18 protein-coding genes are annotated in these 17,032 nt (G+C 72.9%); 4 read left to right on the forward strand and 14 right to left on the reverse strand.

The features are described 5' to 3' along the window. Positions 1-160: RpiB/LacA/LacB family sugar-phosphate isomerase (locus ACRYR2_RS21230; RefSeq protein ID WP_432564933.1), on the reverse strand; the 160-nt coding region annotated here is incomplete at its 3' end. Positions 161-177: 17 nt separating this feature from the next. After that, positions 178-1,881: a dihydroxyacetone kinase family protein gene (locus ACRYR2_RS21235; protein ID WP_432564882.1), complete on the reverse strand. Its 1,704-nt coding sequence runs from the start codon at positions 1,879-1,881 to the stop codon at positions 178-180. Positions 1,882-2,003: 122 nt separating this feature from the next. On the opposite strand from ACRYR2_RS21235, the gene ACRYR2_RS21240 reads away from it, so the two are divergent. The 3 genes from ACRYR2_RS21240 to ACRYR2_RS21250 all read left to right on the forward strand — a co-directional run bounded on the left by ACRYR2_RS21240 (position 2,004) and on the right by ACRYR2_RS21250 (position 5,211). Then, a complete protein-coding gene (locus tag ACRYR2_RS21240) occupies positions 2,004-2,822 on the forward strand; it encodes a sugar phosphate isomerase/epimerase family protein (RefSeq protein ID WP_432564883.1) in 819 nt (272 codons plus the stop codon). A gap of 128 nt (positions 2,823-2,950) precedes the next feature. Then, positions 2,951-4,300 carry an MFS transporter gene (locus tag ACRYR2_RS21245; protein WP_432564884.1) on the forward strand — a complete coding sequence of 450 codons (1,350 nt, stop codon included), beginning with the start codon at positions 2,951-2,953 and terminating at the stop codon, positions 4,298-4,300. Positions 4,301-4,323: 23 nt separating this feature from the next. Continuing rightward, positions 4,324-5,211 (forward strand): phosphogluconate dehydrogenase C-terminal domain-containing protein, encoded by an 888-nt coding sequence (locus ACRYR2_RS21250; protein WP_432564885.1) that lies wholly within the window; start codon positions 4,324-4,326, stop codon positions 5,209-5,211. A gap of 105 nt (positions 5,212-5,316) precedes the next feature. Here ACRYR2_RS21250 and ACRYR2_RS21255 read toward each other — a convergent pair whose 3' ends face one another. The 12 genes from ACRYR2_RS21255 to dnaK form a co-directional block, all read right to left on the reverse strand. Next, a complete protein-coding gene (locus ACRYR2_RS21255; protein WP_432564886.1) occupies positions 5,317-6,063 on the reverse strand; it encodes a DUF427 domain-containing protein in 747 nt (248 codons plus the stop codon). A 132-nt stretch (positions 6,064-6,195) separates the two neighbouring features. Next, entirely contained in the window at positions 6,196-6,831 is a 636-nt protein-coding gene (locus ACRYR2_RS21260; RefSeq protein ID WP_432564887.1) for a GntR family transcriptional regulator, read from the reverse strand. Positions 6,832-6,971: 140 nt separating this feature from the next. Continuing rightward, positions 6,972-7,670, reverse strand: a complete 699-nt coding sequence (locus ACRYR2_RS21265; protein ID WP_432564888.1) for a hemerythrin domain-containing protein — start codon at positions 7,668-7,670, stop codon at positions 6,972-6,974. 37 nt (positions 7,671-7,707) lie between these two features. Next, positions 7,708-8,190: a hypothetical protein gene (locus ACRYR2_RS21270; protein WP_432564889.1), complete on the reverse strand. Its 483-nt coding sequence runs from the start codon at positions 8,188-8,190 to the stop codon at positions 7,708-7,710. Positions 8,191-8,259: 69 nt separating this feature from the next. Further along, positions 8,260-9,030, reverse strand: a complete 771-nt coding sequence (locus tag ACRYR2_RS21275; protein WP_432564890.1) for an aminoglycoside phosphotransferase family protein — start codon at positions 9,028-9,030, stop codon at positions 8,260-8,262. A gap of 60 nt (positions 9,031-9,090) precedes the next feature. Beyond that, positions 9,091-10,083, reverse strand: a complete 993-nt coding sequence (locus tag ACRYR2_RS21280) for a beta-propeller fold lactonase family protein (protein ID WP_432564891.1) — start codon at positions 10,081-10,083, stop codon at positions 9,091-9,093. A 7-nt stretch (positions 10,084-10,090) separates the two neighbouring features. Beyond that, positions 10,091-10,690, reverse strand: coding sequence for a TetR/AcrR family transcriptional regulator (locus ACRYR2_RS21285; RefSeq protein WP_432564892.1), 600 nt, complete (start codon positions 10,688-10,690; stop codon positions 10,091-10,093). Continuing rightward, complete coding sequence (locus ACRYR2_RS21290) at positions 10,683-11,519, reverse strand: alpha/beta fold hydrolase (RefSeq protein WP_432564934.1); 837 nt, start codon at positions 11,517-11,519, stop codon at positions 10,683-10,685. The genes ACRYR2_RS21285 and ACRYR2_RS21290 overlap by 8 nt, the downstream gene beginning before the upstream one ends. Before the next feature lie 182 nt (positions 11,520-11,701). After that, positions 11,702-12,067: a heat shock protein transcriptional repressor HspR gene (locus ACRYR2_RS21295; protein WP_432564935.1), complete on the reverse strand. Its 366-nt coding sequence runs from the start codon at positions 12,065-12,067 to the stop codon at positions 11,702-11,704. Positions 12,068-12,166: 99 nt separating this feature from the next. Beyond that, on the reverse strand, positions 12,167-13,267 hold the full coding sequence (locus ACRYR2_RS21300; RefSeq protein ID WP_432564893.1) for a DnaJ C-terminal domain-containing protein: 1,101 nt from the start codon (positions 13,265-13,267) through the stop codon (positions 12,167-12,169). A 28-nt stretch (positions 13,268-13,295) separates the two neighbouring features. After that, positions 13,296-13,892 carry a nucleotide exchange factor GrpE gene (grpE, locus tag ACRYR2_RS21305; RefSeq protein WP_432564894.1) on the reverse strand — a complete coding sequence of 199 codons (597 nt, stop codon included), beginning with the start codon at positions 13,890-13,892 and terminating at the stop codon, positions 13,296-13,298. Then, entirely contained in the window at positions 13,892-15,766 is a 1,875-nt protein-coding gene (gene dnaK, locus ACRYR2_RS21310; protein ID WP_432564895.1) for a molecular chaperone DnaK, read from the reverse strand. The genes grpE and dnaK overlap by 1 nt, the downstream gene beginning before the upstream one ends. Before the next feature lie 173 nt (positions 15,767-15,939). Here dnaK and ACRYR2_RS21315 point away from each other — a divergent pair, with 173 nt between their 5' ends. Next, on the forward strand, positions 15,940-17,028 hold the full coding sequence (locus ACRYR2_RS21315) for a DUF3616 domain-containing protein (RefSeq protein WP_432564896.1): 1,089 nt from the start codon (positions 15,940-15,942) through the stop codon (positions 17,026-17,028). The last annotated feature ends 4 nt before the right edge of the window (positions 17,029-17,032 follow it).

Below are 17,032 nucleotides of genomic sequence, written 5' to 3' on the forward strand. Positions count from 1 at the left end.
CCACGTGCGGGTAGGCGGTCTTGTCGTCGTCGCCGTTCACGCCGACGTCGATGACCTCCTTGACCCGGGGGTCCTTGAGCAGGTCGGCCTTGATCGCGTCCTTGTAGGACACCCCGGCCTCGTCGGCCGCCAGCACCACGCGCCACTGCAGATCAGTCATGACCACATTCTCCCAGTTCAGAGGTTCTCGGCGATGGTCCGGGTGACCAGGGCCAGCGAGATCGCACCCGCGTCGGGGTGCCCGAGGGACCGTTCGGCCAGCGGACGTGCCCGCCCGATCTGCGGGAGCAGGTCCTTCGTGGCCTCGGCCGCGGCCGTCGAGGCCACCGCAGCGGCCCGCCAACTCGCGCTCAGCCCCTCACCGGCACCCACGCGGGCGCTCAACTCGCGTGCGAAGGGTTCAAGCGCGTCCAGCATCGTCTTGTTCCCCACCCGCGCGCCCGCGAGCGTCATGACGGCCTCGACGGACGCGGTCGCGCCGGCGGCCACCTGCTGGGCCGAGGGCCCGCCGGAGTCGTCGAGCTGCTCGGCCAGCGCACGCAGCAGGACACCCCAGATGACACCGGAGGTCCCGCCGGCGCGGTCGGCCCAGCCGTCGGCGGCCGCGGCCAGGGTGGAGCGGGCGCCGGCGCCGGCGTCGGCGGCCTGGCGGGCCTTCTCGGCGGCCGCGCGCGAGCCGCGGGCCATGCCGACGCCGTGGTCGCCGTCGCCGGCGACCGCGTCAATGCGGCCCAGCTCCTCCTCGGCGGCGGCCAGCGCGTCGCGCACGGACTCCACGAGGGCGGCGACCTGCGCACCGGCCTGCGCGGCCTCGGCCGGGGTGCCGGAGTAGTCGGCGACCTCGTCGGCCGGCACCACGTACGCCGGGGCCGGGGTGGTCTCGATGAGCGCGCCGGTGGACAGGGCCGGGGACTGCGCGGGCGCGGTCCACAGCGTCTCGAGCTCGTCGTCCAGCCACGTCACGGTCAGCGAGACGCCGGCCATGTCCAGGGAGGTCACGAGCTCACCGACCTGCGGGGCGACGATCTCGCAACCCTCCTTGCGCAGCCGTGCGGCGACCGGCGCGTAGAGCAGGAAGAGCTCCTCGTACTTCGTGGCGCCCAGACCGTTGAGCAGGACCGCGACCCTGGTCGACGTCCCCTCGGGGCGGGCGTCGAGGACGCGCCGGACGAGGAGCTCGGCGATCTCCTCGGGGGTGCCGACGGGCTCCTCGGAGATGCCCGGTTCGCCGTGGATGCCCAGGCCGACGGCCATCTTCCCGGCCGGGACGGTGAACAGCGGTTCGGACTCCCCCGGCAGGGTGGCCCCGGAGAAGGCGACGCCCAGGGAGCGGGTGCGGTCGTTGGCGTGCCGCGAGACGCGCACGACGTCCTCGAAGGAGTACCCGGCCTCGGCCGCGGCGCCGGCGACCTTGAAGACGACGACGTCCCCGGCGATGCCGCGGCGCTGGGAGTTGGCGCCCTGGCCCTCGGAGGCGACGTCGTCGGTGACGCAGACGACGTCGGCGGGGATGCCCTCGGCACGCAGCCGCTCGGCGGCCAGGCCGAAGTTGAGGATGTCGCCGGCGTAGTTGCCGTAGGCCAGGACGACGCCGCCGCCGCGGTGGGCGGCGCGGGCCACGTCGTAGACCCAGCGGGTCGAGGGGGAGGCGAACACGTCACCGCAGACCGCGGCGTCGGCCAGGCCCGGGCCGACGTAGCCGGCGAAGGCCGGGTAGTGGCCGGAGCCACCACCCACGACGACGGCGACCTTGCCCTCGGGCGTGGCCGTGGAGCGGATCACGCCGTGCGGGACGGGCTGGACGTACCGGGAGTACAGGTCGGTGAAACCGGCGAGGACGTCGGGCACGAACGACGACGGGTTGCCGAAGATGGTGGTCACTGCCGGGATCTCCTTCGATCGCACGCCCGAACGGGCGTGCTCCAGGGGCGCGGTGCGACGGGACGATACCCTGCAACCGGTTGACCAATCCAGCGCCCCGTCCGGGGCATCGAGGAGGCATCGTGGCCATCGGAGTGTCCACCTACGCGTACAGCCACCGCTGGGACGCCTCGGCACCGCAACCCCTGTCGCTGCTGCAGATGCTGCACGAGATCGCCGACCTCGGGGGCGAGGTGTTCCAGATCTGCGACCACCCCGACCTGGAGGCACTGACCCCCGAGCTCGCGGCGCAGCTGCGCGAGGCCGCCGCCGAGCGCGGGCTGGTCCTGGAGACCGGCACCCGCGGAACGGGCGTGGAGCACCTGCGCACGCACCTCGCCCACGCGCGGTCCCTGGGCGCACGGACCGTCCGCTCCATGGTGTTCGCCGTGGTCGACGGGGTGCCCGACCGCCCCACGACCGAGGAGACCCTGACCCGGCTGCGCACGGTCGTGCCCGAGTACGAGGCCGCCGGCGTCACCCTCGGCCTGGAGACCTACGAGCAGATCATGACCTCCGAGCTGCTCGAGATCGTGGACGCGATCGACTCGCCGAACCTCGGGATCGTCCTGGACCCGGCGAACTGCGTGGCCAACGTCGAGCACCCGCGCGACGTCGTGCGCCGGCTGGCCCGTCGCGTCGTCAACATCCACGTCAAGGACTTCGCGTTCACCCGCCGCGAGGGGTGGGCCGGCTTCACGCTGGCCAGCTGCCCGCTGGGCGAGGGCCAGCTCGACTACCGCGACCTGCTGGCCGTCGTGCAGCCGGACCCGACCCGCGTCCACCAGGTCCTCGAGCACTGGCTGCTGCCTCAGGGTGACGTTGCGTCGACGTGCCAGGTGGAGGCCGACTGGACCGCCCGGTCACTGCGAACCCTGACGGGCTACCAAGCACCCCGGTGAGCCTCGCAACCGGTTGACCAATCGCGGCCCCGGGTGCGACAGTCTTCCCGCCGACCGGTCCGCCCGGGCGGCGCTCTCCCACATGTCAACGACTCGACATTCGACCCGTGCAAGGGAGCACGCCCTCCATGGACACCACGCAACCGGCAGGCAGCACCGCACTGCGGAAGGCCGCAGTGCGGCTCATCCCGTTCGTCGCGGTGATGTTCTTCATCAACTACCTCGACCGGACCGCGATCAGCTTCGCGGGCCCGAACGGGATGAACGACGACCTCGGGCTGACGCTGGCCCAGTACGGGTTCGCGTCCGGCATCTTCTTCGTCGGCTACATCATCCTCGAGATCCCCAGCAACATGGCGCTGCACCGCTTCGGTGCCCGCAAGTGGCTGGCGCGCATCATGGTCACCTGGGGCATCGTCGCCGTCCTGTTCACCTGGGTGCAGGACGCGACCCAGCTGTACTGGCTGCGGTTCCTCCTCGGCGTGACCGAGGCCGGGTTCTTCCCCGGCGCCATCCTCTTCATCACGATGTGGTTCCCGCGCGAGTACCGCCGCAAGGCGCTCGCCGGTTTCTACCTGGCCCAGCCGCTGACCACGGTCGTCGGCGCCCCGCTGGCCGGTTTCCTCATGCAGTCCGGCCACGGGGTGTTCGGCCTCGAGGGCTGGCGCTTCATGTTCCTGTGCGTCGGCGTGCCGGCGATCCTCATGGGCATCGCGTGCTGGTTCTACCTGACCGACAAGCCCGAGGACGCCAAGTGGCTGACCGCCGACGAGCGCGCCTGGATGCGCCGTGAACTCGACTCCGAGGGCGCCGAGAGCGAGTCCCGCGGCACCCACTCCGCCCGCGCCATCCTCGGCGTCGGCCGCGTGTGGGCCCTGGCCGTCGCGTACTTCGGCCTGATCTACGGCCTGTACTCCCTGGCCTTCTTCCTGCCGACGATCATCGCCGGCTTCCAGGAACGTTTCGGCACCACGTTCTCGGTGTTCGAGAAGGGCCTGGTCAACGCGGTCCCGTACGTCCCGGCCGCCATCGCCCTGTTCCTGTGGTCGCGGCACATCGTCAAGAACGGCTTCAAGAGCTGGCACATCGCGGTCCCGACGCTGGCCGCCGGCATCAGCGTCCCGATCGCGCTGTACATGAACTCGCCGTACCTGACGATCCTCGTGATCGCCGTCACCGCGTGCGGCATCTTCATGGCGCTGCCGAACTTCTGGTCGCTGCCGCCGCAGTTCCTCACCGGTGCCGCGGCCGCCGCCGGCATCGCCTTCATCAACACCTTCGGCAACATCGGCGGGTTCTCCGCGCCGTACATCACCGGCTGGCTGACCGACCTCACCGGCGACGAGAAGCTGGGGCTGTGGCTCACCGGTGGCCTGCTCGTCCTGTCCGCCGTGATCCTGCTCGTCATGTCGCGGCGCAGCCGGGCCGCCGTGGCCACCTCGGCCACCGCCGCCGACACCAAGACCACCCACGCCTGAGAAACCGCTAGGAGCTGAGAATCGTGACCGCTACGTCTGAGACCGCTGTGACCACCGAGACCCCGGCCGTGACCGTCGCCGTCGTCGGCGCCGGCGGCAAGATGGGCATGCGGGTCTCCCGCAACCTCATGAAGTCGCGCCACACCCTGCGCTACGCGGAGAACTCCCCCGCCGGCCAGGAGCGCATGGCCGCCGAGGGCCGTACCGCCGTCTCCACCGAAGAGGCGATCGACGGCGCCGACGTCGTCATCCTCGCCGTCCCGGACACCGTCCTGGGCGTCGTGTCGCAGTCGGTCGTCCCGGCCATGAAGCCCGGCTCGATCCTGGTCACCCTCGACCCGGCCGCCGCCTACGCCGGTCTGCTCGCCCAGCGCGAGGACGTCCTGCAGGCCTGCGCCCACCCCTGCCACCCCTCGGTCTTCCTCGAGCGCACCAAGCCCGAGGAGTACAAGGACAACTTCGGCGGCGAGGCCGCGCTGCAGAACGTCGTCGCGGCGTTCGAGCACGACGACCTGCAGAAGCGGGCAGTCGCCGAGGACGTCATCCGGATCATGTACGGCCCGGTCGACACCGTGCACTGGGTGACCGTCAAGCAGCTGGCCGTCCTCGAGCCGACCCTGGTCGAGACCGTGGCCTGCATGATCGGCGCGCTGCTGAAGGACGCCCTGCACGAGACCGTGCACACCGTGGGTGTCCCCGAGGAGGCCGCCAAGGCCATGCTCTTCGGCCACGTGCAGATCGCGCTGACCAACACCCTGCGCGGCTCCAACCCGTTCTCCGACGCCTGCCTCATCGCGATGGACTACGGCCGCGAGTCCATCGTCAAGGACGACTGGAAGAAGATCTTCCGCGACGACGAACTCGACAGCGTCATCACCAAGATGCTGAAGCTGGACAAGATCGAGCGCTGAGTTCGATCCCCACGAAGGGCCGGGACGTCGTCCCGGCCCTTCGTCGTGCTCAGCGGCCGGCGCGCGACGCGTCGAGCACGACGGCGGTGACGATGACGGCGCTGCTCACGACCAGGGAGTTTCCGGCGGCGCCTGCACCCGGCCGTCGACCCGCACCTCGACCCGCTCGTCGAAGAAGCACACGAGGTCCTTGATCTTGGGGTTCTCCGGGACCGGATCGGGGTAGCTCCACGCACCGTCCGGCACGAACTCACCGCCCGCCCGCACCGACCAGTACCGCGCCCGCCCCTTGTAGGGGCACTGGGTCACCAGGTCGCTGGCCTCCAGCAGGTCGCTCCGCACGTCCGTCCACGGCAGGTACCACCGTCGCGGCAGCGGCTGCTCGATCAGCAGCAGCGGGTGCACGCTGTTCGCGACCTCCACCCCGCCGACGAAGACCTGCACCCGCCGGGACGAGCGGAGGGTGTCGATGCGCTTGTAGGGGTCGCGGGCGTGGACGTGGACGCGTTCGTCCTCCTCGTACCAGTCCAGCGCTTCCCAGGAGAACGTCACCGCGCCGGCCAGTGCCGCGAAGGGGCCGGTGACGTCCGCCCGGGTCCACGCCCCCCGCGGAACCTCGACGTCACCGGCGCGGACGGTGAACTGCTCACGGCCGTCCGCCCCCGGTCCGTCCGGCAGCAGCGCACCGGGGGTGACGTCGTCGAGCGGGACGTAGTAGGTCGGCAAGGACTGCGGGCCGTACTCCACGAGCAGCTGCGCGCGTTCGGAGTCGGCGATCAGGCGGTGGCCGAGGCGGACGCGGATCCGCCGCGGCGTGGGTTCGACGAGGGTCTGCGGCCAGGCGAAGGTCATGACGTCCTCCCGGGCGCCGGGCACTCCACGGCGGAGCGCCGGGGTTCCGTCATCCCACCAGCACGCCGGCGGCGCAAGGGTCCGCCCACCCTCGGGGGACGTCACGCCCGGCCGCAGGGCGCGCGGGCGGCCTCAGCCGAGCGGAGCGGCGACGTGGTCCGCCGCCTCCTCCATGTGCGTGCGCAGGAAGCGACGACCGGCGTCGGCGTCGCCACGCTCGACGATCTCGACGAGCGGGACGTGCCGCTCCACGGCCATGTTCACGCGGGCCAGGTCGGCGCCGGCGGCGGTGATCGCCGCGCGCGCCTGGCCGCTGACGTGCAGCCAGGACTGCAGCAGGGTCTCGTTGCCCGAGGCCCGGCACAGGGCCTCGTGGAACTCCAGGTCGCGGGTCACCAGCTCGGCCAGCGGCAGGCCCGGTTCGGCCATCGCCTCCAGCCGGGCGCGCAGCTCGGTGACGACCGCGGTGCGGTCGGGCAGGGCGCACAGGTCCTCGCAGGCGAGCGCCTCGAGGGCGCCGCGCACGGCGAACACCTCCCGCACCCCGCGGGCGTCCAGGACCCGCACGCTCAGCCGGCCGCGGCTGTCGGAGACGAGCAACCCCTCCTGCTGCAGGTGCCGCAGGGCCTCCCGCAGGGTCCCGCGGCTGACGCCGAGGGACTCGCTGAGCTCGATCTCGGCCAGGTGGGTGCCGGGGGCGAGGACTCCGGTGCTCACCGCGTCGCGCAGCTTGACGAGGATCTGCTCCCGGCGCGTCGTGCGCTCCACGGGACCGAGGGAACTGAGCGGACCAGCCGTCGCGACCATGACGGAAACCTACCCGGCAGAACTCGCCCGTGGTCACACGTCGACTGTCGACAGTCCGACCTTCGCGGTCACGCGCGGCTGCGACGCAGGGGGCGGCGCACTCAGCCCGCGCGGCGCCGGGCCACGACGATCCCGGCGGCGAGGGCCAGCAGGACCAGCGGGGCCAGCCGGCGCCGGGTGCTGCCCACGGGCAGCGCGTGGTCGACGCCGTCCTTGACGCGGTCGGACACGGCCAGCGGGATCCCGGCCAGGACGTTGCCCGGAGGCTCGCGGGGCACGCGCGGGTGCGGCCGGGTGGGCGAGGTGCGGCGCTGGGCCTCCCACGCCGCGCCGATCGCGCGCAGCCGCCGCGCGCTGACCGCCTGCTGCAGCCGGGGCAGGAGGTCGTCCTCCTCGTCGTGGGCGTCGTGGCGGATCACCTCGAACGTGGCGCGGACCACCGCGTCGTAGTCCGCCGACGCCGGATCGGCCCGCTGCAACCGCACCAGGGCGTCGTTCACGGCCTGGTGGTCGCCCTCGATGTGCCGGGTCAGCTCGTCGTCCTCACCGGCGAGGAACCGGCGGTAGGCGGGGAACAGCACGGTCTCCTCGGCGAAGGCGTGCCGCAACGCCCGCTCGGCGACCTCGGCGACCAGCCGTCCGCGCTCCTGCGCCGAGGTCGCCCGGTCGTAGGCGCGCATGAGCTCGTCCAGCTCGGCGTGGTCGCGGCTCTGGCGGGACAGGATGCTGCCCGGGCCGCCGCGCTCGGCCTCGGACTGGTCGGCCACCGACCGCAGGGCCGGGTTGCGCAGGTTCGTCATGCCCTTCCCCTGCCCCGTGCGGGCGTGGTGCAACCCCTCAGCGGGGTGTGCGGGTGCGGCGTTCGACGACGGGCGCGGCCGCCGCCCGCGCGCCGACCGTGGCCTCGAAGGTCCCGGCCGACCCGTGGCCGCTCACCACCTCCGCCGGCGAACCGTCCAGCGGCTGACACCAGATCGAGACGTCCGGGGACGCCCCGTCCGCCGACGGCAGCGCCCGCCCGGCGACCAGGACCGACGTGCGGTCGGTGGAGGCGAGCACGTCCTCGACGCGCTCGGGGGCCTCGGCCAGTTCCCGGGCCAGGGCCAGGGCACCGTCGCGGCCCACGACGGCGACCGACCGCGCGGTGGGGGTGCTGCGCACCAGCGCCAGCGCCCCGCCGTCGACGAAGGTGGGTGCGGTCCTGGCCGACCCCGGAGTACGCCAGGACGGGACCCGGGGCCCAGCCGCCGCTGGTCCCGTCCCGCTCAGCAGACCGGTGGCCAGCGCGGCCACGCCCAGCGTCCCCACGATCCTGCGCAACGCTTCTCCCCCGCCCCGGTCCTGCGCCCGTCCCAGCAGGTCCCGGGGACCGGAGCGGGGGTTCCACCGTCACCGGCGGATCGCGTCCTCGAAGGTGGACCGGTTGTGCCGCAGGTACTGCGCGTCGGCGCGGTAGAGCCGGTCGTGCCCGGCGGCGATGTGCGAGGCGAACGCCGCGCTGCCCGCGGCGGCCTGGGCGTGCATGAAGGCGACGAGCCCGTGCAGGTGGTCCAGGACGGCGTCGAGCAGACCGTCCCGGTCGTGCGTCGTCATCCCGTAGGCGCCGGCGAAGGTGGCCAGCCGCACGGCCTGTTCCGCGGTTCCCGGGCGGACGCCGTCGTGGCCCGGCGCCGACAACGGAACCCACCGGTAGACCGCACCGCCGAGGTCGGTGAGCCGGGAACCCGGCCGGGCGGTGTCGAAGTCGATCAGCCCGACGACGCGCTCGCCGTCCAGGACGCAGTTGTGCGGGGCGAAGTCGCCGTGGCACACCACCTCGACGGGGTCCTGGACCGGGAACAGCCACCCGTCGCGGGGCAGTGCGGCCGCGAAACCCGCCGTGGCCGCGTGGTAGTCGCGCAGGAGTTCGGCGGCACCGACCAGCGCGGTGCGGGTCGCAGCCTCGTCGGGGACGGGGTGGTTGGCCACGACCCCGGGCAGGAAGTCGAGCACCTCGAAACCGTCGACGACGTCCAGGACGCGCGGGACGGGAGCGAAACCCTCCAGGCGCCGCAGCAGGTCGTGGACCCGGGGCGACCACGGGCCGGTCGGCCGGCGGACCGTCCGCCCGATCCGCACGACCTCGTTGACCCCGCCGCCGGTCAGGACCTCCTCGTCCACGTTCCCCCCTCGTCCGCGTGGGCCCAGGATGCGGGGCGGTGGTTCAGCCGTCCACCGGTTTCAGAGCGGCAGCACGCAGGCCGGCGACCCGATCTCGGCGACGGACCGGTCGGCGACGGTGAGGTCGTCGTCGAGCGCGAGGTGCACGATCCGGTCGGAGTCCTGCGCGGCGACGTACAGGTGCCGGCCGATCGCGACGACGTGCCGGGGGTTCACCGCGCCGAGGTGGACGTCGCGCACCGGCCGGGCCATCCCGTCGACGACCTCGTGCAGCGTGAGGACCTCGGCCCGCCGGTTGGCCACCACCAGCCCCCAGGGCGCGGGGCAGATCTCCGAGGGGTACACCCGCTCGGGCACGCCGACGGCCAGGGCCGGTGCGGTGACGGGGTCGCCGAGGCGGCCGTCCCGGACCGCGAGCGAGGTGACACTGGCGTCGAGCTCACCGGCCACGAACAGCCGCCCGTCCGCCACGGCCGCGTGCCGCGGGCCGGTCCCGGGGGGCAGGTGCACCGTCTGCACGGGGTCGGCGGACAGCCCCTCACCGGTCAGCGCGTGCACGCGGATCTCGTCGGTGCCCAGGTCGAACACCGCCACCTGCTCGCCCAGCACGCGCGTGGAGTGCGGGTGGGAGGCCTCCTGCCGTTCGCTGTCCGGGCCGGACCCGTTGCCGTGCAACGTCTGCCGCAACCGGGCGACGGCACCGTCGCGCAGGTCCAGGACGCCGACCCCACCGCCGTAGTTGGCGACCAGGAGGAGACCCGGGGCCAGCGAGAGGTGGCACGGGGAGGATCCGCCGCTGGGCGCCTCGCCGAGCAGTTCCCATCCGCCGGCAGCGGGGCGGCGGGAGGAGACGAAACCCTCCTCGACCTCGTGAGCGGCGTGCACGGTCCCGTCCGCGCCGGCCACCAGGAAGGACGGGGACGGGCAGTCGTCGACGGGTCCCACGGCACCGAGCCGACCGGTCCGCGGATCGCGCCGCACCAGTGCGACGCCGGGGCCGCGACCGCCGGTGGCGGCGGTGTAGGAGCCGACGGCCAGGACGCTGGAGGTCATGAGGTGATCATGCCGTGCGGGGAACCCGGTCGCGCCCACCGGCGGCCGTGGCCCGCAGCCCCCGGTCGACGAACCCGACCATCCAGCCGAAGCTCTCCTCGACGTCGGTGGCCATCTGGAACCCGCCGCCCACCTCCAGCGTCGCGAACCCGTGCAGGGAACTGCGCAGCATCCGCAGCGCGTGGACCTCCTGCCCGGGATCGATGCCGTAGCCGCGCAGCACGGCCGCCAGCGACTCCAGCACCCGTCCCGTCGCGGCCGCGTAGGCGTCGTCGGGGCCGGTCGGGCGCGCGCCGAGGGTGGCGGCGTACCGGCCGGGGTGCTCCCGGACGAACTGCCGGACGGCCCGCGCGGCGGCGACGAGGGCGTCGCCGCCGGCCAGGCCCTGGGTCGCGCCACGCAGGGTGTCGGCGAGCTGGTCGGCGGCCAGGACGGCGATCCGGTGCGAGAGGTCGGCCAGGCCGTCGACGTGCTTGTACAGGGAAGGGGGCCGCACGCCCAGCCGCTCGGCCAGGACCCCCATGCTGAGCTGGTCGAAACCCCGCTCGTCGGCCAGGGCGGCGCCGGCCTCGGTGACGGCGGCGGGGGCCAGTCCGGCCCTAGGCACGGGCCAGGGTCCGGGTCAGGAACGGCAGGACGAGGTCGACGACGCGCTCGGGCGTCTCGGTGTGCGGGTAGTGGCCGGCGCCCTCGATGACGGCGAGTTCCCCCAGACCGGCAGGCAGGTCGGCGACGATGCGCTCACCCTCGGCGCGCGGGTCGGCCCAGTCGGGGTCGGCGCTGCCCTCGACGACCAGGACGGGGCAGCGGACGTTGCCCAGCTGCTCCCCCGCGTCCGTCGGAGCCGACTTCCCCATGGCCTGCAGCACCTGCATCCGGCCGGGTTCGCGCAGCCCGGCCTCGATGCGGGCGAGTTCGGCGTCCCAGTCGGCCGGTTTGGCCGGCACGGCCAGGTCGAGGTACTTGGACCAGTTCGGCACGCTCCCCAGGACGGCGGTCAGGGCCAGGTGGACCATCCCCCGCCGGTGTCGCCGCACCCGGAGCAGGCCGGCGAGGTCGATCGACTGCCGGCGGGTGAACGGCGCGAGCTCCACCACGCCGCTGACGAGGTCCGGGGCGCCGGCCGCCGCGATGGTCGCGGCTCCCCCGCTGATCGACTGGCCCACGATCACGGCGGGCCCCCCGAGGTGGCGGACCAGCGCCAGGAGGTCGCCGGCGATGTCGGTGCGGCTGTAGCCGTTCCAGCCGACGCTGGACTCGCCGCAGCCGCGGAGGTCCACGCCGGCCACCCGGTAACCGGCGGCGGCCAGCGTCGGGGCGACGAAGCGGTAGGAGCGCCTGCTGTCACCCATCCCGTGGGCCAGGACGACGAGCGGTCCCTCGCCCGTCACCTCGTAGGCGATGGTGCCCCCGCCGATCTGCAGGTGCTCGGTCATGACGTCCTCCCCGCTGGCTAACAACATTAGCCCGAAGCTAATTGGATTAGCCTGCGGGGTCAAGCCCGGACGGACGCGACGTCGGGGGCCGCGAGGTGCAGGGCGTGGCGAGCCGGGGCTGGCTGGTCGGGGAACGACGAGGCCCGGCCCACCGGGTGGTGGACGGGGCCTCGCAGGGGAACTCAGCGGGTGCGCTCGGGCCGCCAGACCACGAGGGCGGTGGACCGTTGCGACTCGGGGCGGCGGCCCATCGGCGTCGCCACGATGTCGCCGGCCATGCCGGCCGCGAAGATCCGGCGGGCCTGCTGGCGGACCAGCGCGATCTCGGCCTCGAGCTCCTCCACGCGCTGACCGAGGGCCAGCACCTGGTTCTCCAGGTCGAGGATCCGCTTGATCCCCGCGAGGTTCACGCCGTCCTCCTGGGACAGGCGCTGCACCTCACGCAGCTGCGCGATGTCCCGCGCGGAGTAGCGGCGCCCCCGGCCACGGGCCCGGCTGGGCGAGACGAGGCCGAGGCGGTCGTACTGGCGCAGCGTCTGCGGGTGCATCCCCGCGAGTTCGGCCGCGACCGAGATCACGAACAACGGGTTGTCGTCGTCGTACACGTTCCTCTCCCTCCCCTCGTCCCGGACCTCCCCGGTGGTGCGTCAGCTGCGGGCGCGGTCGGCCAGGCCCGCGCGCGGGTCGTCCCCGGCGGTCGCCTTCGCGAACGCCTCGACGGCCTCGCGCACGGCGCCGTCGACCCGTTGCGGCACGACGACCTCGATCGTCACGAACAGGTCACCCCGCTCGTCGGTCGAGCGCGAGCGCTTGACCCCCCGGCCCTTCAGCCGCAGCGAACGACCCGACGGGGTGCCGGCCGGGACCTTCACCCGCACGGTGGCACCGTCCAGGGTCGGGACGTCGACGGTCGCGCCGAGCACGGCCTCGTCGAACGAGACCGGCAGGGTCATCCGCAGGTCGTCCCCGTCCCGGCGGAACACCGGGTGCGGCTCGACGTTCACGGTCACCAGCAGGTCGCCGGCCTGACCGCCCGCGCCGGGAAGCCCCTTGCCGCGCAACCGGACCTTCTGCCCGTCGCGGACCCCCTGCGGCAGCCGGGCGTTGACGGTCCGCGCCGGTCCGCCCCGCGGGTCGGGCACCCGCAGGGAGACGGTCTTGCCGTCGAGGGCGTCGCGGAACGACACCCGCGCGGAGGCCTCGAGGTCCTGGCCGCGCGGCGGCGCCTGGGTCCCGCCCGGGGCCCCGCCGAAACCACCGGGGGCTCCGCCAAAACCACCGGGGGCTCCGCCGAAACCACCGGGGAAACCCCCGGCGGCACCGGCGCCGCCCTGGCCGAACAGGCCGCCGAGCAGGTCCTCGAAACCCCCGCCGGACGCGCCGCCGGGAGTTCCGAACCGCACGCCGCCGGGCGCACCGCGACCCTGCCCGAACAACCCGCCGAGCAGGTCCTCGAACCCGGCGCCGCCGCCGGCGGACCCGGCTCCCCCGGAGGAGAACCGGGCCCCGCCGCCGACCATGGCGCGGACGCCGTCGTACTGGCGGCGCTGCTCGGGATCGGACAGGACCGCGTAGGCCTCGCCGACCTCCTTGAACCGCTGTTCGGCCGCGGCGTCCCCCGGGTTGGCGTCCGGGTGCAACGTGCGGGCCTTCTTGCGGTAGGCCTTCTTGATCTCGGCCGCGTCGGCGTCGTGGGAGACGCCGAGGATCGCGTAGAAGTCCTTCTCGGCCCAGTCCTGCATGCTCATCGACGTCCTCCTCCCTCGACGACCGAACTCATCCCTGGGGGTCGGCCACCGCGACGCGGGCCGGGCGCAGGACGCGCTCGCCGAACTTGTAGCCGGGCTGCAGCACCTTCACGCACGTCGCCACCTCGTACTCGTCGGAGTGGCTGTGCATGAGCGCCTCGTGCACGGCCGGGTCGAACGGTTCGCCGTCCTGGCCGTAGCGCTCGAGCCCGAACCGCGTCAGCGTGCTCTCCAGCTTGTCCGCGATCGCGACGAACGGCCCCGTGAGGTCGCCGTGCTCGCGCGAGAGGTGGATGTCGTCGAGGACCGGCAGCAGGGCCTCGGCCACCCCCGCGAGCGCCGCGTTCTTGGCGACGTCGCGGTCGCGGTCGACGCGCTTCTTGTAGTTGACGTACTCCGCGTTCAGCCGCTGGAGCTCCTCCAGCCGCTGGGCCGCGAGGGACTGCGCCGCCTCGAGCCCGGCCTCGGCCGCGCCGTCGTCCGGGCCGCCCACCGTGGGCTGCGCGGGCTGCGCAGCCTCGGTGGGGGTCGGTGCGGCCGTGGACTCGCCCCGGACCTGGCCGGTCTCGGGATCGATGCGGCGGTTGTCGCGGACCACGGTGGGTTCGGCGAACTCCTCCGACATCACTTGTCCTTCTCGTCGTCGACGACCTCGGCGTCCACGACGTCCTCGTCCGCGGCGTCGGACTTGGTGAAGTCCGGGCCGGCCGAGGCGCCCGCGTCACCGGCGGCGGCACCCTCGGACTGCTGGTTGGCGTACATGGCCGAACCCAGCTTCTGCGAGGCCTGCGCGACGGCGTCGGACTTGGCCTTGATCTCGGCCGCGTCGGTACCGGCCAGGGCGGTCTTGAGTTCCGCCAGGGCCTTCTCGACCTCTTCCTTGCCGTCGGCCGGGAGCTTGTCGGAGTTGTCGGCGATGAACTTCTCGGTCTGGTAGACGAGCGCCTCGGCCTGGTTGCGGGCCTCGGCCTCCTCGCGACGCTGCTTGTCCTCGTTCGCGTGCTGCTCGGCGTCCTTGACCATCCGCTCGATGTCCTCCTTCGACAGCGCGCTGCCGCCGGAGATGGTCATCGACTGCTCCTTGCCCGTGCCGCGGTCCTTGGCGTTCACGTGCACGATGCCGTTGGCGTCGATGTCGAACGTGACCTCGACCTGCGGCACGCCGCGCGGGGCCGGGGCGATGCCGGTGAGTTCGAACGTGCCCAGCGGCTTGTTGTCGCGGGCCAGTTCGCGCTCGCCCTGGAACACCTGGATGAGCACCGAGGGCTGGTTGTCGTCGGCGGTCGTGAAGACCTCCGAGCGCTTGGTCGGGATCGCGGTGTTGCGCTCGATGAGCTTGGTCATGATCCCGCCCTTGGTCTCGATGCCCAGGGACAGCGGGGTGACGTCGATGAGCAGGACGTCCTTGCGCTCACCCTTGAGGACACCGGCCTGCAGGGCGGCGCCGATGGCGACGACCTCGTCCGGGTTCACGCCCTTGTTGGGCTCCTTGCCGCCGGTCAGCTCCTTGACGACGTTGGTCACCGCGGGCATGCGGGTGGAACCACCGACGAGCACGACGTGGTGGATGTCGGACAGCTTCACGTCGGCGTCGGAGATGACGTCGTGGAACGGCTTCTTGGTGCGGTCCAGCAGGTCCTGGGTCATCTGCTCGAACTGCGCACGGGTGAGCTGCTCGTCGAGGTGCACCGGGCCGTTCTCGGTCATCGACAGGTACTGCAGCGAGATGCCGGTGCTGGTGGCCGTCGACAGTTCCTTCTTGGCCTGCTCGGCGGACTCGCGCAGACGCTGCATCGCGATCTTGTCCTTGGACAGGTCGATGCCGTACGCGCCCTGGACCTTCTTCAGCAGGTGGTCGACGATGCGCTGGTCCCAGTCGTCACCACCGAGGTGGTTGTCACCGGAGGTCGCGCGGACCTGGATGGTGGAGAAGCCGTCCTCGTCCTTGCCGACCTCGAGCAGGGAGACGTCGAAGGTGCCGCCGCCGAGGTCGAAGACGAGGATGAGCTCGTCCTCCTTGCCCTTCTCCAGGCCGTAGGCCAGCGCGGCCGCGGTGGGCTCGTTGATGATGCGCAGGACGTTCATGCCCGCGATCTCGCCGGCTTCCTTCGTCGCCTGGCGCTGGGCGTCGGAGAAGTAGGCCGGGACGGTGATGACGGCGTCGGTGACGGCCTCACCGAGGTAGCTCTCCGCGTCGCGCTTGAGCTTCTGCAGCACGCGGGCGCTGATCTCCTGCGGCGTGTACTTCTTGTCGTCGATCGAGACGTTCCAGTCGGTGCCGACGTGACGCTTGACGGACCGGATGGTGCGGTCGACGTTGGTCACGGCCTGGCGCTTGGCGATCTCACCGACGAGCACCTCGCCGTTCTTGGCGAACGCGACGACCGACGGAGTGGTGCGGCCGCCCTCGGCGTTGGCGATGACGGTGGGTTCACCACCCTCGAGGACGGAGACGACGGAGTTGGTGGTTCCCAGGTCGATGCCGACCGCACGTGCCATGACTGGCCCTCTTCCTCACTGAGACGACTGTTGAGCGTTCCCCACTCAAGTTCCCCGAGCCGGTTCCGGCTGTCAAGTCGAACCGCACTCACCTTGAGTCTGATGGGCTCAACTCACGAGCCGCGCTCCTTGTTCCCGGGAACTCCCACGACCTGCCGCACGCTGTTCCCGACGTGGAACCGAAGCGGCGCATCCCGTTGCACTTCGACGAGGCCTCCAAGGCCGGGGGCACGCACGTCAACCTGTCGGCCGTCCGCACCGACGGCTCCCACCTGTGGGTGGCCGGCGACGAGACGGCCACCGTCGAGCGGCTCACGGCCGTCCTCGTGGACGGGCGCGTGCAGTCCTTCGCCCACCAGATCACGGTCCCGCTCGCCGAGCTCGTCGACCTGCCCGGCCCGGACGGCGAGGAGGCCGACATCGAGGGCCTGGCCCGCAGCGGCCCGTGGCTGTGGGCGATCGGCTCGCACAGCCTGAAGCGCAAGCGCATCCGCGACTCCGACAGCGACGTCAAGGCGCGCAAGCGGCTGGGCCGCATCGTGCGCGAGGCCAACCGGTACGTCCTGGTCCGGCTCCCCGTCGACCCGGTCACCGGGCTCCCCGCCCGCGAGGTCGAGGTCGACGGGCAGCGGCTGACCGCCGCGGTCCTCGGCGCGCGCGACGACGACCTCACCTCCCACCTGCGCTCGGACGACCTGCTCGCCCCGTTCCTGCAGATCCCGTCCAAGGACAACGGCCTGGACGTCGAAGGCGTCGCGGTGCACCACGGCGCCGACGGGCTGCGCCTGTACGTCGGGCTGCGCGGACCGGTGCTGCGCGGCTGGGCCGTCCTGCTGGAGCTGCGGCCCCGCACGCACCCCAGGCGGCCCGGCCGGCTGGTGCTGGAGGAGTTCGAGGACGGCGCGACCTACCGGCTGCACCTGCTGGACCTGCGCGGCCTGGGCATCCGCGACCTGTGCCCCGACGGCGACGACCTGCTGGTGCTGTCCGGGCCGTCGATGGGGCTGTCCGGGCCGACCCGGGTGCACCGCTGGGTCGGCGGGGGCGTCGTGGACGCGGCCGAGGTGGTGCGGGCCCAGGAGCTGCCCGTCGTGCTCGACCTGCCGCACGGGCAGGGGGTGGACCACCCCGAGGGCATCGCGCTGGTCCCGGCGGAGGTGACCGGGACGGTCGACCAGCTGCTCGTCGTGCTCGACTCCCCCGCCCCCGAGCGCCACACCGCCGACGGCGGGATGCTCGCGGACGTCTGGGACCTGCCGTGACGGT

Origin of the sequence: Kineococcus deserti (assembly GCF_050871945.1) — a bacterium.
In the GTDB taxonomy this organism is placed as follows: domain Bacteria; phylum Actinomycetota; class Actinomycetes; order Actinomycetales; family Kineococcaceae; genus Kineococcus.